12 protein-coding genes and 1 pseudogene are annotated in these 17,042 nt (G+C 66.9%); 6 read left to right on the top strand and 7 right to left on the bottom strand.

The genetic code is table 11. From position 1 onward, the window contains the following. Window positions 1–4 precede the first annotated feature (4 nt). The 4 genes from mreC to H0I76_RS01975 form a co-directional block, all read right to left on the bottom strand. On the bottom strand, window positions 5–970 hold the full coding sequence (gene mreC, locus H0I76_RS01960) for a rod shape-determining protein MreC (protein WP_200606284.1): 966 nt from the start codon (window positions 968–970) through the stop codon (window positions 5–7). Window positions 971–987: 17 nt separating this feature from the next. Next, window positions 988–2,031 carry a rod shape-determining protein gene (locus tag H0I76_RS01965; RefSeq protein ID WP_200606286.1) on the bottom strand — a complete coding sequence of 348 codons (1,044 nt, stop codon included), beginning with the start codon at window positions 2,029–2,031 and terminating at the stop codon, window positions 988–990. Window positions 2,032–2,259: 228 nt separating this feature from the next. Further along, on the bottom strand, window positions 2,260–3,828 hold the full coding sequence (locus tag H0I76_RS01970) for a 2-isopropylmalate synthase (protein WP_200606288.1): 1,569 nt from the start codon (window positions 3,826–3,828) through the stop codon (window positions 2,260–2,262). Between the two features lie 254 nt (window positions 3,829–4,082). Then, window positions 4,083–5,558, bottom strand: a complete 1,476-nt coding sequence (locus tag H0I76_RS01975; protein ID WP_200606290.1) for an MORN repeat-containing protein — start codon at window positions 5,556–5,558, stop codon at window positions 4,083–4,085. Window positions 5,559–5,771: 213 nt separating this feature from the next. Between H0I76_RS01975 and H0I76_RS01980 the strand changes: the two genes are divergently transcribed. The 6 genes and pseudogenes from H0I76_RS01980 to H0I76_RS02005 all read left to right on the top strand — a co-directional run bounded on the left by H0I76_RS01980 (window position 5,772) and on the right by H0I76_RS02005 (window position 13,551). Continuing rightward, complete coding sequence (locus tag H0I76_RS01980; RefSeq protein ID WP_200606291.1) at window positions 5,772–7,439, top strand: NAD+ synthase; 1,668 nt, start codon at window positions 5,772–5,774, stop codon at window positions 7,437–7,439. Beyond that, complete coding sequence (locus tag H0I76_RS01985) at window positions 7,436–7,966, top strand: hypothetical protein (RefSeq protein WP_200606292.1); 531 nt, start codon at window positions 7,436–7,438, stop codon at window positions 7,964–7,966. Before H0I76_RS01980 ends, H0I76_RS01985 begins: the two co-directional genes overlap by 4 nt. Next, window positions 7,966–9,318 carry a glutamate--tRNA ligase gene (gene gltX, locus H0I76_RS01990; RefSeq protein WP_200606293.1) on the top strand — a complete coding sequence of 451 codons (1,353 nt, stop codon included), beginning with the start codon at window positions 7,966–7,968 and terminating at the stop codon, window positions 9,316–9,318. Before H0I76_RS01985 ends, gltX begins: the two co-directional genes overlap by 1 nt. 126 nt (window positions 9,319–9,444) lie before the next feature. Next, window positions 9,445–10,803 (top strand): annotated as a pseudogene (gene cysS / locus H0I76_RS01995) (cysteine--tRNA ligase); the annotation flags it as partial. Between the two features lie 284 nt (window positions 10,804–11,087). After that, complete coding sequence (gene cimA / locus H0I76_RS02000; protein ID WP_200606295.1) at window positions 11,088–12,731, top strand: citramalate synthase; 1,644 nt, start codon at window positions 11,088–11,090, stop codon at window positions 12,729–12,731. After that, complete coding sequence (locus H0I76_RS02005; RefSeq protein ID WP_200606296.1) at window positions 12,724–13,551, top strand: squalene/phytoene synthase family protein; 828 nt, start codon at window positions 12,724–12,726, stop codon at window positions 13,549–13,551. Before cimA ends, H0I76_RS02005 begins: the two co-directional genes overlap by 8 nt. A 23-nt stretch (window positions 13,552–13,574) precedes the next feature. Here H0I76_RS02005 and H0I76_RS02010 read toward each other — a convergent pair whose 3' ends face one another. The 3 genes from H0I76_RS02010 to H0I76_RS02020 form a co-directional block, all read right to left on the bottom strand. Beyond that, window positions 13,575–14,192, bottom strand: coding sequence for a class I SAM-dependent methyltransferase (locus tag H0I76_RS02010; protein WP_200606297.1), 618 nt, complete (start codon window positions 14,190–14,192; stop codon window positions 13,575–13,577). Window positions 14,193–14,247: 55 nt separating this feature from the next. Further along, on the bottom strand, window positions 14,248–15,618 hold the full coding sequence (gene trmFO, locus H0I76_RS02015; protein WP_200606304.1) for a methylenetetrahydrofolate--tRNA-(uracil(54)-C(5))-methyltransferase (FADH(2)-oxidizing) TrmFO: 1,371 nt from the start codon (window positions 15,616–15,618) through the stop codon (window positions 14,248–14,250). A gap of 84 nt (window positions 15,619–15,702) precedes the next feature. Further along, window positions 15,703–17,001, bottom strand: coding sequence for an NAD(P)H-dependent oxidoreductase (locus tag H0I76_RS02020; RefSeq protein ID WP_200606313.1), 1,299 nt, complete (start codon window positions 16,999–17,001; stop codon window positions 15,703–15,705). Window positions 17,002–17,042 lie beyond the last annotated feature (41 nt).

The following is a 17,042-nucleotide window of genomic DNA, read 5'->3' on the forward strand; positions in this document are numbered from 1 at the left end:
CGCCTCAGTTCCCCGCCGTCGCCGAGGGCAGACCATCCGCTGGGAGCGCGCCTTGCGGGATCGCTCCCAGCGGGCGCGTCGGCCCGATCAACGGGCTCGAGGCCGGCCCCGGGGGTACGACCATCCCACCGGGCCGGTCGATCTGCGTATCGGGCTTGTAGCGAAGCACGCGGAGGAACTCGAGCCGGTTGTAGTCGGCCGCGAGCGCCGCGCGCAGGCTGCCATCGGGCATCGCGATGATGCGCCCCACGGGCAGGCCGGAGGGAAACACGCCGCCATCGCCCGAGGTCTCGACCTGGTCGCCGGGGCGCAGCTCGTCGATCCCGTCGACGAACTCGAGACGAGGCGCCGCCGCGCCATCGCCGGCCAGGATGGCACGGCGTCCGGACGGGCGGATCATCACCGGCACGCGCGAGGAGAAATCGGTCAGCAGCAGGATCCGAGCCGCCGTCTGTCCCGTGCCGACAACGCGGCCGACCAGTCCCGATCCGTCCACGGCGGCCGATCCGTCGAGCACGCCGTCGCGCTCACCGACATTCACCATCACCGTGTGCGAGAATGGGCCGCCGGAGTCCGCGATCACGTCACCGGTCACAAAGACCGTGCGCGGCGCCAGCCGGACGTGGTTGAGCGCGCGGAGCTGGGCATTCTCTTCCTCGAGCGCGCGGGCGGTCTCGCGCCAGACGCGAAGGCGCTGGATCTCACGGCGAAGTTCGCGGTTCTGGTCGTAGACATCGAGGAAGTTTCGGTAGTCGCGGACCATCGCCGTGCCAAGCTCGATCGGTCCCGCGACCCAGGACATGCCCGGCAGCACGGCGTCGGCAAGCTCCATCCGCAGCCGCTCGATACGGGGGTTGTCGATCCGCCAGAGCAGGAACAGCGCGAGGCAGATCACTGTCGCCATGCCCAGAAGCGCGCGGCGCAGTCTGCGCTCGACGTCGCCTGTCCTGTCGTCGCCCGGGCGTGCCATTGCGCCCTCCGCTGGCTTCAGACGCTGATCTTCATCACATGCGCAAGGCGCTCGAGGTGCTCGAGGGCACGGCCGGTGCCAAGCGCCACGCAGTGAAGCGGTTCCTCGGCGACCGAGATGGCGAGGCCGGTCTGCTCGCGCAGCGCGAGGTCGAGCTCGCCAAGCAATGCGCCGCCCCCCGCCAGCATGACGCCGTTGTCGACGATGTCCGCCGCCAGGTCGGGCGGGGTGGATTCGAGTGCCACCATAACCGACTCGACGATCTGCTGCACCGGCTCGGCCAGGGACTCGGCGATCTGCGCCTGCGTGATCTCCTGCTCCTTGGGCACGCCGTTGAGCAGGTCGCGGCCGCGGATCGTCATGGTCTTGCCGACGCCATCGGCGGGCATGCGCGCGGTGCCGATCGCGGTCTTGATCTTCTCGGCGGTGGACTCGCCGATCAGGAGGTTATGCTGGCGGCGCAGGTGGCTGATGATCGCCTCGTCCATCTTGTCGCCGCCGACGCGCACCGAGCGCGCATAGACGATGTCCGAAAGCGACAGCACCGCGACCTCGGTCGTGCCGCCGCCGATATCGACGATCATCGAGCCCGTCGGCTCGGTGATCGGCAGCCCGGCGCCGATGGCGGCCGCGATCGGCTCGGGAATGAGGTAGGCCTTGCGTGCGCCCGCCGAGAGCACCGATTGCTCGATCGCGCGTTCCTCGACCGCGGTGGCGCCGTAGGGCACGCAGACGACGACCAGAGGCCCGCCGCCCGGGAACTTGCGCGGGTTCACCTTTCGGATGAAGTGCTTGATCATCTCCTCGGCGACGTCGAAATCCGCGATGACGCCGTCGCGCATCGGGCGGATCGCCTGGATCGAGCCGGGCGTTCGGCCCAGCATCAGCTTGGCGTCCTCGCCGACCGCCTTGACTTCCTTCTTGCCGGCGATCGTCTGGTAGGCGACGACAGACGGCTCGTTGAGCACGATCCCTTTGCCCTTGACGTACACGAGCGTGTTCGCCGTCCCAAGGTCGATGGCCATGTCATTGGAGAACATGCCGAACAGTCCGCCGAACATGCGCGTGCCTTCCGTTTCGTGCCTGCGTTCCGTGCCCGCGCTTTCCACGCTGGGGCATTGTTGCCCGTTCTGGCCTGCCGTCCATACCGGGATTTGTCGCTTATAGGACCGCGCGCGCGAGGCTGCAAAGGGAGAATGGCCCGATAACGCCCGTCAATCGCGAAGAACCCGCCATCGCAAAGGCGATGGCGGGCTCATCAAGCACGAGCGCCCGGCGGCACCGGGGGGTTATTCGCCTGCCATCGCCTCGGGCTTGCCCTTCTCACGGCGCACGAGCAGCTTGTTCAGCGCGTGGCAATAGGCCCGGCAGGACGCGACCACTGTGTCCGTGTCCGAGGACTGGCTGGTGACGATCTTGCCGCCCTCGCGCATGCGCACGCTGACGGTGGCCTGGGCGTCTGTCCCCTCGGTCACGGCGTGCACCTGATAGAGCTCGAGCCGCGCGTCATGCGGCACCAGGGCCTTGACCGCGTTGAAGGCCGCGTCGACCGGGCCGTCGCCGGTGGCGGTGTGGCGGTGCTCCTTGCCGTCGATCTCGAGGATGATGTCCGCCGACTGCGGCGCCTCGGTGCCGCAGATGACGCGCAGGAACTTGAGCTTGATGCGCTCGGCCGCCTCGTCGGCCTTGGCTTCGCTGACCAGGGCGATGATGTCGTCGTCAAAGACTTCCTTCTTGCGATCGGCCAGCGCCTTGAAGCGCACGAACGCGTCCTCGAAGGCATTGTCGCCCAGGTCGAAGCCCAACTCGGTCAGCTTGGTGCGGAAGGCGTGGCGGCCCGAGTGCTTGCCCATGACCAGGTTCGACTCGGACAGGCCGACATCCTCGGGGCGCATGATCTCGTAGGTGCCGGCGTGTTTCAGCATGCCGTCCTGGTGAATGCCGCTTTCATGCGCGAAGGCGTTCTTGCCGACGATCGCCTTGTTGAACTGCACCGGGAAGCCGGTGACGTTCGAGACCAGACGGCTGGCCTGCATGATCCTCGTCGTGTCGATACCGGTCCGGAAGGGCATGATGTCGTTGCGCACGCGCATCGCCATTACGACCTCTTCCAGCGCCGCATTGCCCGCGCGCTCGCCGAGGCCGTTGATCGTGCACTCGATCTGCCGCGCGCCCGCCTGCACTGCGGCGAGGGCGTTGGCCACGGCCATGCCCAGGTCATTGTGGCAATGCGTCGAGATCGTTACCGCATCGATGCCCTTCACGCGCTCGCGCAGCATGCGGATCAGGGCCGCGGATTCACCCGGCGCGGTGTAGCCGACGGTGTCGGGGATGTTGATCGTCGTCGCGCCAGACTGGATCGCGACGGTCACGGCCTCGACGAGGAACTCATGCTCACTGCGGGTGCCGTCTTCCGGGCTCCACTGGACGTCGTCGGTCAGCGTGCGCGCATGGCTGACGCTCTCGGCGATCTTCTCGATGACCTTGGCGGGCGAGAGCTGCAGCTTGTACTCCATGTGGAGCGGCGAGGTCGAAATGAAGGTGTGGATGCGGCCGCGCTTGGCGTGCGCCAGCGCCTCCCATGCCCGGTCGATATCGCGCTTCGAGGCGCGCGACAGTCCGCAAACGACCGAATTCTGGATGACTTTCGCGATCTCGCTGACCGCTTCGAAGTCGCCTTCCGATGCGATGGGGAACCCGGCCTCAATGATGTCGACGCCCATCTCGTCGAGCAGAGTCGCGATCTGGAGCTTTTCGTCCAGCGTCATCGATGCGCCGGGCGACTGCTCGCCGTCACGCAAGGTGGTGTCGAAGATCTTCACGCGGTCCTGGTCCGCGGGGGGAATACGATCGGTCATGTCGGTGGCCTTGTGCTTCGTTGTGCCTTGGGTCTCGGCGGTGCGTCACTCAATCCCCTGAGCGCGCGCACCGCGGATCGCGGCACGCTCAGGGGCGGCTAAGCAGAAGGAGCCCGCCGGAAAGGGCAGGGTATGCGCGGATCGCGATGCCGATGTCGAAACACATGGCGCGCACAATATCGCGTCGATGGTGAAAGTGAAGCGGAAATCGCATCCTGCGCGCCGACATTATGACGGCCGACGCACCCGGTGGATCAGTTGGCCGCGGCTGCATTGCTGTCCGAGGCTTCGGCCTCGGGAATGGGGCAGTCGCCATTCTGGTCGGCAGGTCCGCCGCGCGCGCCATCCTCCCAGCATCCCTCGAACACCGAGCCGGTCGCATAGTTCATCACGCCGAAACCGTGCTGCCGGCCCTTGATGAAGTTGCCGGTGTAGACGTCGCCATTGGGATAGGTGGCCTTGCCCTCGCCGTGGATGTCGCCGCCGAGCCAGCCGCCCTCGTAGATGAAGCCGTCCGCAAGCGTCAGCTTGCCGTCGCCCTCGCGCTGACCCTCGACGAAGCCGCCCTCGTAGACGGCGCCATCGGGGTAGGTCAGCTTGCCCGTCCCGTGCTGAATGCCGGCCTTCCATCCACCGGTGTAGATATGGCCGTCGGGATAGCTCATCATCCCCTCGCCGTCGTGGCGGGCGGCAGCGAACTGGCCCTCGTAGACCGAGCCGTTGGCGTATCGGGCGATGCCGTTGCCGGCGATCACGCCACCCTTCCATTCGCCCTCGTACGAGCCGCCATCGGCATAGGTGATCTTGCCCTTGCCCTCGGGCGAACCTGCCGCGAAGCTGCCCTCGTAGCGCGAACCGTTCGGGTAGGAAGCGACGCCCTGGCCCTCGATCTGCCCGGCTACCCAGTCGCCTTCGTAGACATAGCCGTCGATGCCGATGAACTTGCCCTTGCCATGCCGGTCGCCGTCGCGGAACGCACCCTCGTAACGATCGCCGCTCGCATAGGTCGCGACCCCCTGGCCGTGGCGGCGGCCTTCGAGGAAGTCGCCTTCGTACCGGTCGCCATTGGCGTAGGTCGCGCCGCCCTTGCCGGTGATCTGGCCCTCGGACCACTCGCCTTCGTAGACGAAGCCGTCGGGCAGGGTGATCTTGCCCTGTCCGTGGCGCAGACCGTTGACGAAGTCGCCTTCGTAGACGGCGCCGTCCGGGTAGGCGACGGTGCCCTTGCCCTGCTGGACGCCCTCGACCCAGTCGCCATCGTAGCGATAGCCGTTGTCACGGGTCATGACGCCGCGACCGTGATGGGCCGAGTTCTTGAACTCGCCCTCGTATGTCATGCCGTTACCGTAATCGGCGACGCCCGTCCCCTCGATCACGCCATTGCGCCACTGGCCGGTGTAGCTGCCGCCGTTCGCATAAGTGATCGTGCCCTGGCCGTTGGGTACGTCGTCGAGGAAATCGCCTTCGTAGATCGAACCGTTGGCGAACTTGGCGCGGCCCTTGCCCTCGCGCTCGCCATCGACCCATTGACCGGAATACTCGTAGCCGTCGGGGGCGATGTAGGTGCCCTCGCCATGCTGTTTGCCGTCCTTGAACTGGCCCTGGTAGATCGCGCCCGATTCGTATTCCTTGGTCGCGACGGCGGTCGACGCGTCCTGTGCCTGTACCGCCCCGATGACGAGCCCGCTTGCAAGAGCCGCCGCGGCGGCCGCAGTTGCGATCCTGCGCATTCCTGTCTTCCCTCGACTGTCGGCAGGCATGCTCGTGCGCCCGTCCCTGTGTCTTGTGGTTTTGCGCAGTCTATGAACCAAACTGTGGCAAGACAACGGCCCATTGCGGGCCCATATGGAGCATACGCAAGGTGTTGCAGAGCGATGCCGGGCTTGCTCTGGATGCCGGGGATGCGTAATCCCCGTGCGCGTGCCTGAGCGGAGTGCCCCTTGATGTCCGAGCCCGACCTGATCCGGATCACGCTTGCCCAGATGAACCCGGTCGCCGGTGACATCGCGGGCAATGCCGATCTCGCCCGCCGGGCGTGGGCGCGGGGACGCGCCGCGGGCGCCGATCTCGTCCTGCTTCCGGAGATGTTCCTGTCCGGCTATCAGGTGCTGGACATGTCGGTCCGCGCGGCATTCCTGCGCGACTGCGACGCCGCGGTGCGCCAGTTGGCCGCCGATTGCGCCGACGGGCCGGCGCTTGGGATCGGCGCGCCGCACCCCGAGGGTGCGGGCGTCTACAATGCCTACCACCTGATCGAGCGGGGCCATCTTCGCGCGAGCTTTCTCAAGCATCATCGACCGAATTACGGGGTATTTGACGAGAAGCGACTCTACGCCGAAGGGCCGTTTCCCGGGCCGATCGAGATCGCCGGCGTGCGCATCGGGTTTCCGATCTGCGAGGACATGTGGTTCCCGGATGTGTGCGAGACGCTCGAGGAGTCGGGGGCCGAGCTGTTGCTCTCGCCCAATGGCTCGCCTTACGAGGGGCCGGGAAAGCTGGATATCCGCACCAACCACGCCGTCGGGCGTGTGGTCGAGACGGGCCTCTCGCTCGTCTACCTCAACCTGATCGGCGGCCAGGACGACCAGGTCTTCGACGGCGGCAGCTTCGGCATCAACCCGGGCGGAAAGCTCGCGTTCCAGATGCCCTATTTCGACGAGGCCATCGAAACGATCGAGGTGCGCCGCACGAACGAGGGCTGGCGCCTTGTGCAGGGCCCGCTGGCGCCCGTGCCCGGGCCGGCGGCGCTCGATTACCGCGCTATGGTGGAATCGACGCGGGATTACGTCCGCAAGTCGGGCTTTTCGCGGGTTCTGCTCGGGCTCTCGGGCGGCATCGACTCGGCGCTGGTCGCGACGATCGCCGCCGACGCGCTGGGCCCGAACAACGTCCGCTGCGTCATGCTGCCGTCGCGCTACACGTCGCGCGAGAGCCTGGAGGACGCCGAGGGCTGCGCGAGCCGCCTGGGCGTCCTGCACCAGACCCTGCCCATCGAGGACGCCGTCGTTGCCGTGAATGCCGGTCTTGCACCGCTGTTCGAGGGGCACGCGCCGGATGTGACCGAGGAGAACATCCAGAGCCGCATGCGCGGCCTCTATCTCATGGCACTGTCGAACAAGTTTGGCGAGCTTCTGCTGACCACCGGCAACAAGTCCGAGATCGCGGTCGGCTACGCGACGCTCTATGGCGACATGAATGGTGCCTATAACCCCTTGAAGGATCTCTACAAGACGCGCGTCTTTGCGGCGGCGAGGTGGCGCAACGAGACGCATCACCCCTGGATGCAGGCGCCCGCAGGCGAGGTGATCCCGCCGCGCATCATCGACAAGCCGCCCTCGGCCGAGCTGCGCGAGGGTCAGCGCGACGAGGACAGCCTGCCACCCTACGCCATTCTTGACGGCATTCTCGAGGGCCTGGTCGAGCGCGAGCTTTCGGTCGCGGAGTTGGTCGACGAGGGCTATGAGCGCGCGACCATCCTCAAGGTCCAGGGGCTGCTCTACATCTCGGAATACAAGCGCTTCCAGTCCGCTCCGGGCACCAAGCTCACCAAGAAGGCGTTCTGGCTCGATCGCCGCTACCCGGTCGTGAACCGCTGGAGGGATCTGGCTTGACCGACGGGGGCGACGGCATCCGCATCCATGCCTCGCGCGGCAACGCGGTCATCCTCGTGGCGCTAGGCGCAGCGCTGGCCAGCATGATGCTCGTGATGGCCGGGCCGCAGCGCGCGAGCGTCGTCGATCTGCTCGTCTTCGCACCGTTCGTGATGGGGCTCGCCATCATCTTGCTGGCCTGCGGAACGGGACTGGCGCTGCGCTGGCGTCCGGTGTTCGAGGCCGACGAGGCCGGGATATCGATGCCCGTGGGAATGTTGGGCCTCGTTCACCTGCCTTGGAATGCGGTTGCGGGCTGGGGTATCGCGCGTCGCCGGATTCCGTGGCTGCCGGTGCTGCACCAAACGGTCTTTGCCGTGTGGCTGACCGACCGGCGCGTCCTCCCGCGGCGGCGCCAGAGCGAGATTTCGCTGAACCGGATGATGATGGGCGCGGACCTGGTGGTGAGCGACTGGTTCGTGCCACGCGGCTTCGACGCGATGGTGCTGGCCTGTCGCGGCCTGCGCCCGGATCTGGAGCGCCCGTGATGACCGTGACGCGTTTCGCCCCTTCGCCCACAGGCCTGCTGCACGCGGGCAACTTGCGCACGGCGGTGCTCAACTGGCTGGTCGCCCGCAAGCAGGGCGGGCGATTCATCCTGCGGATCGACGACACCGACCCCGAGCGATCGGAGGAGCGCTTTGTCGACGCGATCCGGCGCGATCTGGAATGGCTGGGGTTGACCTGGGACGCCGAGCATCGGCAGTCCGAGCGCCTCGACCTCTACCATGACGCCGCTGGGCGGTTGCGGGACGCGGGGCGGCTCTATGACTGCTACGAGACCGCGGCCGAACTTGATCTGCGGCGCAAGGTCCAGCTCTCGCGCCACCTGCCGCCAGTCTACGACCGCGCGGCTCTGAAGCTGAGCGATGCCGACCGCGCGCGCCTTCAGGCTGAGGGCAGGGCGGCCCACTGGCGCTTCCTGCTCCAGCACGCGCCGATCGAGTGGAACGACCTGATCCGCGGCGACGAGCGGGTCGATCCGGCCTCGCTGTCGGATCCCGTCTTGATCCGCGAGGACGGGCAGATCCTCTACACGCTGGCCTCGGTCGTCGACGATGCCGAGATGGGGGTGACCCATGTCATCCGCGGCGCCGATCACGTCACCAACACGGGCACCCAGATCCAGATCTTCTCGGCGCTGGGGGCCGAGCCGCCTGCCTTCGGCCATCACTCGCTGCTCACGGGCCCCGGGGGCGAGGCCTTGTCGAAGCGGCTGGGCAGCCTGTCGGTCGCGGCCCTGCGCGAGGCGGGCGTCGAGCCCGTCGCGCTGGTCAGCTTCCTCGCGCGGCTTGGCTCGTCGGCGCCGGTCGAGGTGGTGAGCGACATGCAGGCGGTGATCGACGGCTTCGATATTTCGAGTTTCGGCGCCTCGCCCACGCGTTTCGACCCGGACGAACTTACCGCCCATTCCTCGAAGACCCTTCGCGGCATGCCATTCGAGTACGTGAGAGATCGCCTGGAAGGCATTGGTATACCAAAAGAAATCTCTGCGGACATCTGGAGCACGATCGGCCCGAACCTCGACCGGCTGGAAGATGCGGGCGAATGGTGGTCGATCTGCCGCGACGGGGCGCAGCCTGTCGTCGCGCCCGAGGACGAAGGCTTCGTGGCCGATGCGCTTGCCATCCTGCCGCCGCGCCCGTGGGACGAGGGGACCTGGAAGGTTTGGACGGATGCGGTGAAAGCGAAGACCGGGCGCAAGGGCCGAGGCCTGTTCCTGCCGCTGCGCCGGGTGCTGACCGGGCGCGACCGTGGCCCCGAGATGGCGGCACTGATGCCGCTGCTGGCGCCACCGCGGTTGACAGGCGGGCCGGCAGGCGGCACAGAAGACGCATGAACGCCGCGATCCTCATCTGCCGGATCTGCATTACCCGCTGACATATTGTCCGCGGCGCGTTCTCGCCTTTCCACATCCGACCGGAAATGCTAGCCCGCCGCGGGGAAACCGCCGCGAGCATGGGCCATGACCGAGTTGAAGCTCTACAACACCCGAACCCGGACGAAGGAGGTGTTTCGTCCGATCGATCCGCAGAACGTGCGGATGTATGTCTGCGGCCCCACGGTCTACGACCGCGCCCATATCGGCAACGCGCGCCCGGTGGTGGTGTTCGACGTCCTGTTCCGGCTTCTGCGCCACGTTTATGGCGATAAAGCTGTGACTTACGTGCGAAACTTCACGGACGTGGATGACAAGATCAATGCCCGCGCGGCCGAGACCAAGCGCGCGGGCGAGACCGAGCTGCAGGCAATAAGGCGCATCACCGACGAGACGGCGGGCTGGTATCTCGAGGACATGGATGCGCTGGGGGCGTTGCGGCCCACCCACATGCCGCGGGCGACCGAGCATATCGGCGACATGATCGCGATGATCGAGGAACTGATCGCCTCGGGCCACGCCTACGAGGCCGAGGGGCATGTTCTGTTCGATGTGCCGTCCTGGCCCGAATATGGCTCGCTCTCGCGCCGCTCGACCGACGAGCTGCTGGCCGGCGCGCGCGTCGATGTCGCGCCCTACAAGAAGAGCCCGATGGATTTCGTGCTGTGGAAGCCATCGGACCCGACGCTGCCCGGCTGGGACAGCCCCTGGGGCCGGGGGCGTCCGGGCTGGCACATCGAATGCTCGGCCATGTCCAAGGCGCTGCTGGGTAAGACCTTCGACATCCATGGCGGCGGCATCGACCTCGTGTTTCCCCATCACGAGAACGAGCGCGCGCAAAGCTGCTGCGCCAACCACACCGACGTGATGGCCAATGTCTGGATGCACAACGGCTACCTGATGGTCGAAGGCGAGAAGATGTCGAAATCGCTCGGCAACTTCTTCACGGTCAAGGATTTGCGCGACAAGGGCGTGCCGGGCGAGGTGATCCGTTTCGTCCTGCTCTCGACAAAGTATACCGAGCCGCTGGACTGGACGGAGAAGCGGGTCGAGGAAGCCGAGGCGACCTTGCGCAAGTGGCGTTCGCTCACCGAAGGCGTCGAGCCATCGCCGGCCGTGCCGGCAGGCGTGGTTGCGGCATTGGCAGACGATCTCAACACGCCGAAGGCGGTTGCCGAGTTGCACGCGCTCGCCGCGAGCGACGCAGCTGCGCTGCGGCGTGGGGCCGAGATGCTTGGCTTACTGAGCGACGAGTTGAGCGGCTGGGCTGGAGAACAAGCCATCGATGAGGACTTGCGCGCTCACATCGATGCATTGGTAGAGGTGAGGGGAGAAGCGCGAAAGCATCGAAACTTCAAATTATCCGACATAATCCGAGAGGCGATAACCGAGTGTGGTGTTGTTGCGCTCGATACCAAGGAAGGTACCGAGTGGAAAGTGGGGAGTCGTCAAAAGCTCGAGGGCGGTATTCAGGTATATCAAGATGGAAACGGAGACTGGCGGTGGCGCAAGCTTGAGCGAGGAGCACATCAAAAGATCAAAAAACGCATCCGCGCGATCATTGCTGCGAAACGCGATAGCGGATCTCGTAAAGATGCCGAGTACAACGCTGTAAAAGATGACTCAGGGTTTTGGCGGCTGAGAGACACCCGTACTTTTCGTGAACTTACCATGCTTTTCCCCACGGCTTGGGATGCGGAGTTAGAGGCGCTCCGATTGGAGGGTGAAGAATGACCCGCGAGCGCCTCTATCTCTACGACACCACGCTGCGCGACGGGCAGCAGACGCAGGGCGTCGACTTCTCGGCGGCCGACAAGGTGAAGATCGCGAGGGCGCTCGACGCGCTGGGGATCGACTACATCGAAGGCGGCTGGCCCGGCGCGAACCCGACGGATTCGGATTTCTTCCGCCAGGCACCGAAGCTCAAGCGCGCGACGTTCACAGCCTTCGGCATGACCAAGCGGTCAGGGCGCTCGGCGGCAAATGACGACGTGCTGGCCGAGGTGGTGAACGCCGGCACCGGTGCGGTCTGTCTGGTCGGCAAAACCCACGACTATCACGTTGAAATGGCGCTGGGAATCTCGCTCGACGAGAACCTGGCAAACATCCGCGAGTCCGTGGCGCACCTGGTCGCGCAGGGCCGCGAGGCGATCTTCGACGCCGAGCATTTCTTCGATGGCTGGAAGGCCAATCCCGACTACGCTCTGGCCTGCCTCGACGCGGCGATGGAAGGGGGCGCCCGCTGGGTCGTGCTGTGCGACACGAATGGCGGCACGCTTCCCGCCGATGTAGGCGCGATCACCGCGGCCGTGACCGCGCATATCCCGGGCACGCATGTCGGCATCCACACCCACAACGACACCGAGAACGCGGTGGCCAACACGCTCGCGGCGGTCGATGCCGGCGCGCGCCAGATCCAGGGCACCCTGAACGGCTTGGGCGAGCGCTGCGGCAACGCCAATCTGTGCTCGATCATCCCGACCTTGATGCTGAAATCGCCCTATCGCGAGCGCTTCGACATCGGCGTGAGCGAGGACGGCCTGAAGGAGTTGCGGCGCGCCTCGCACCTGCTTGACGAGGTGTTGAACCGCCAGCCCGACCGGCATGCGCCCTATGTCGGCGCCGCGGCCTTCGCCCACAAGGCGGGGCTGCATGCCTCGGCGATCATCAAGGACCCCTCGACCTACGAGCATGTCGACCCCGACATGGTCGGGAACCAGCGCGTCATCCCGATGTCGAACCAGGCGGGGCGCTCGAACCTGCTACGCCGGCTGGGCGACGCGGGGATCGAGGTTGACCGCGACGACCCGCGCCTGGGCCATCTGCTGGCCGCGGTGAAGGAGCGCGAGGACCAGGGCTTTGCCTACGACTCGGCCGAGGCCTCGTTCAACCTGCTCGCGCGCCGGATGCTGGGCTGCCTGCCGGTGTTCTTCGAGATCGACCGCTACCGCGTCTCGATCGAGCGGCGCTACAACGCGCTGGGCGAGCGCGTGACGGCCTCCGAGGCGGTCGTGGCCGTGCATGTCGACGGCGAGCGGATGATCTCGGCCTCGGAATCCATCGATCCGGTGACGCACCAGGACCAGGGCCCGGTCAACGCGCTGGCTCTCGCGTTGCAGAAGGACCTGGGGCGCTACCAAGAATACATCGACGATCTGCGTCTGGTCGACTTCAAGGTGCGAATAATTGGCGCCGGGACCGAAGCAGTGACCCGCGTTCTTCTCGACAGTTCGGACGACACCGGCGAGGTTTGGTCGACGGTCGGGGTGTCGGCCAACATAGTCGACGCGTCGTTCCAGGCGCTCGAGGACGCCATCGTCACCAAGCTGATCCGGATGAAGGCGCCCGCCGTTCGCATGGCCGTGCATGGCTGAGCCGACGCTGAGCCCCGCGGCCGCCATCGTGCGGCGCTACGATCCGGACCTGTTTCAAGCCGCACTCTTCGCACCCGAGCCCGCGCGCGAGCGCCTCATGGTGCTCTATGCCTTCGACATCGAGCTTTCGCGAGCCGTGCAGCGCGCGGACCGGGTCGACGCGGGCCCGATCATCGCCCGGATGCGGCTCCAGTTCTGGCGTGACGTCGTCGCAGGAGAAGGCGTCGAGCGCCACGAGGTTGCCGGCCCGCTCGCGGCGCTGATCGCCGACGGGGTGGTGCGGCGCGACCTTCTGGAAGGCCTGATCGAGGCGCGGGAGATGGAGCTTGCGGTACCGTTCGACAGGGCGCAGTTCGACGGCTGGCTCGACGCCCGGTTCGGGGGGCTTACGCGGCTGGCGAAGGGTGTGCTGGTGGCCGAGGCTGGCAGCGAAGCAGCGAAATCGGCGGGTCGTGCCTGCGGCATCGCCTTCGTCCTGCGCCAGGCCGCCACGATGGCCGCCCACTCCGGCGGCAGCCTGTTGCCGGACCTCGACGATGGTGCGCGCCTGTCGCTCGCGCGTGGCGAGACCGGCGAGGCGCTGCGGCGCGTGGCAAAAGGGCTTGCCGAAGAAGGGCTTGCTGCACTGTCGTCGGCCCGTGCGGACCGCGGCAAGCTGGGACGCGCTGCGGCGCCCGCGTTCCTTCACCTGTGGCGAGCCGAGCGCGACCTGAAGGCGGCGCTCAGGCCCGACTTCGACTTCGTTACGGGCTTTGCCGCGCCGGACGGGGCCCGTCGGGCAATCAACCTGCTGTCGCGCGCACTGACAGGACGGTGGTGAGCCTTCGCGGAAAAGTCGCCCGGTCAGCGGCGACGCAGCACGTAGATCGTTGCGCCGGCATCGTTCGAGCCCGCCTCCTCGGCCAGCATGAGATCGGCCCAGCCGGTATCGGTCAGCTCGAAGATGCGGCCGCGGATCGATCCATCGGCGGCCGCGCCTGCGCCGAGCGACAAGGCTAGGCAGCCTCCCGACGGCAGCATTCGTACCATCGCATCGACCACGGTCGCGGGCATCGAGGCGGGATCGATGCTCTCGATTGCTGCCGCATTGGCATAGAGGCCAGGCTCGACCCCGAGGGGTCCCGAGAGGTCGAGCGTCGACAAGCTGCGGTAAATGCCCTTCTCGGCCGAGCGCTCCAGCATCTCCTCGGAGCCATCGAACCCGTCGATGCAGTCGAAGCCTGCGGCCCTCAGCGCGAGACCGCCGAGGCCGGCGCCACAACCGAACTCGGCCAGGGGCGCGCGCTGGTCGGTGGCGAACCGGGCCAGCGCCTCGGCACAACGACGCGCCTCGGCATAGGTCGGATCCCCCGCATCCCCCTCGTAATCCGAAGCGCGCGCATCGTAGAAGGCCCGGAGATCCTCGGGCTCGTCAGACGCCTCGGGCGCGTCGGATTCGTCAGGGATGAGAGGCGCAATCATGCAGTCGCTCCAAGCCGATTCGGATGAATCATAACATCCCGGACGATTCACCGGGCTATTCGGCCGCCGCCGAGGGCCGCGCGGCCGCGATCCATGCATCGAACGCCGTCTTTGCCCGCGCGGTGTAGGCACGTGCCCGGTCGCGCTTCCCCTTCCGGCCGGATTTCATCGCGTCCAGAGGCGGGAAAAGACCGAAGTTCACGTTCATCGGCTGGAAGGTCGTGGCATCGGCGCCGCCGGTGATATGGGCGAGAAGCGCGCCCATCGCGGTCTCGGGCGGCGGCGGGGCAAGCGGGCGGCCCAGGCGTTCGGCTGCCGCGAAATGGCCCGCGAGGATGCCCATCGCGCCGGATTCGACATATCCCTCGACACCTGTGATCTGCCCGGCGAAGCGGAGCCGGGGCAGGGCGCGCAGGCGCATCTCGCCATCGAGCAGGCGCGGCGAGTTGAGGAACGTGTTGCGGTGGATGCCTCCGAGACGCGCAAAGCGCGCATTCTCGAGGCCAGGAATCAATGAAAAAACATCAGCTTGCGCCGCATACTTTAACTTTGTCTGGAATCCGACGAGATTGTAGAGCGTGCCGAGCCGGTTCTCGCGCCGCAGCTGGACCACGGCATGCGGCTTGATATCGGGCTGGTGCGGATTGGTGAGGCCCACAGGCTTCAGCGGACCGTAGCGCAAGGTCTCGCGCCCCCGCTCGGCCATCACCTCGATCGGCAGGCAGCCCTCGAAATAGGGCGTCGTGCGCTCCCATTCCTTGAACTCGGTCTTGGGTGCGGCCAACAGCGCGTCGATGAAGCGTTCGTATTCCTCGCGCGACATCGGGCAATTGAGATAGGCGGTGCGCTCGTCCTCGGTCTCGCCCTTGTCGTAGCGCGACTGGAACCAGGCCCGGGACATGTCGACACTCTCGGCATGGACGATGGGGGCGATAGCGTCGAAGAAGGCGAGGCTTTCCTCGCCGGTCAGGCTGCCGATCGCCTGCGCCAGCCCCGCCGAGGTGAGGGGGCCCGTCGCGATGATGACGCTTGACCAGGTCTCGGGCGGGAGCCCCGCGACCTCGCCGCGCTCGATGGTGATGAGTGGGTGATCCTCGAGCCTCGCGGTGACGAAGTCCGAGAACAGATCGCGGTCGACGGCGAGCGCGCCGCCTGCCGGCACCGAGGCATGCTCGGCCCCGGCCATCATGATCGAGCCCGCGCGGCGCATTTCCCAATGCAGCAGCCCTACGGCATTGGACTCGTCATCGTCCGAGCGGAACGAGTTCGAGCAGACAAGCTCGGCAAAGCCGCCGGTCTGGTGCGCGTCGGTCCCCACCTCGGGGCGCATCTCGTGAAGCACGACGGGCACGCCGAGGCACGCCGCAGCCCAGGCGGCCTCGGACCCGGCCATGCCGCCGCCAATGATGTGGATGGGGTCTGTCATGCGGTGGGGATAGGCACCCGGGCCGGAAGGGTCAAGGGAAGGGCCACGTCCCGCCCGGGGAAACCCGGCCGCGAAAGCGAGCGATCAGCCCTTCGGCGCAAACCGCACCTCCATCTCGCGCCGGGCCTGCACGTCAGTGCGCATCTCGTCGATCTCGACCGCATCCCAGCGGATAACCTCGCCTCGGACGATCGGGTGCCTCACGATGGCGTCATGGGCAAGACCGATCGGCAGTGCGCCTTCGGTCATCGTCCGGGCGGCGGGTGCCAGCCGGCCATACGCGGCGTAGCCGCCTTCGCCGTCGAGCCTGTCGCCGGGCTTCAGGTCGCGCTTGGCCACGGCCGCGACATCGGCTCTGAGTTCGCTCACCGTGCCCGTCGAATGGCCCTCGCGGGCGATCCTGAGGACCGATCGCCCAAGTTCGAGCCCGATCAGGTGGCATGGCCGGTAAAGCGCGGCATAGCGGCCGGTCTTGTCCGTCTTGACGCCATATTGCGCGAAGCAGGCGGCGGCATAGTCATTGGGCGCCTCGATCACGACATAAACGCCCCAGCGCAGATCCCGATAGACTGGGCGGCCGTCGCGCTCGTCGCAGGCGACGACCTCGACCATCCCCTTCGCGTCGAGAATTCCACCATCGTCGCGCGGCCTGAGAACATGCGCGAGATCGTCGACCCCGCAGGGCGGGAACGCGAGCCCCATCGCGGGCGCATCGAGGCCGCAGGAATTGGCTATAGCGGCCATCTCGATCGCGGATTTCGTGCCGTCCATGAACGACGTGAACATCTGGCTGTTCATACCGGCGGCCCTGGCCCCTTCGGCCGTGATACCGTAGTGATCCCAGACGCGGTCGGGCGTCATCTCGTGATAGCCGGGGAGGTACTTCGTGCCCTTGCCGGCCGCGATCACCCGAAAGCCGCAGTCGCGCGCCCAGTCGACCAGTTCGGCGACGAGGGCAGGCTGGTCGCCATAGGCCATGGAGATCACGACACCGGCCTCGGCCGCCTCGGCCGCCAGTAGCGGGCCGACGAGGCAGTCAGCCTCGACATTGACCATGACGACGTGGCGCTTCGCGCCGATTGCCGCGCGCGCATGCCGGATCCCGGCAAGCGGGTTTCCGGTGGCCTCGATCACGACGTCGAGATCGACCTCGCGCGCCATGGCGCCGCCGTCGTCCAGGAAGGTTGTCCTGCCGATCCGGTCGGCATCCCAGCCCACACCCTCGCAGGCACGGCGCGCCCGTGAGGGATCGAGGTCGGCGATGGCGACGACATCGAGTGCCGGTGTCGTCGGAACCTGCGACAGGAACATCGAGCCGAACTTGCCCGCGCCGATCAGGCCGACGCGAACGGGGGAGGCGGGCGTTGGGTAAGCGCTGTTCATGGCGCGGATGCTAGCGATTGGAGCGCCCGCGTCGAGTCCCC

Source organism: Thermohalobaculum xanthum (assembly GCF_016623495.1).
Classification (GTDB): Bacteria; Pseudomonadota; Alphaproteobacteria; order Rhodobacterales; family Rhodobacteraceae; genus Thermohalobaculum; species Thermohalobaculum xanthum.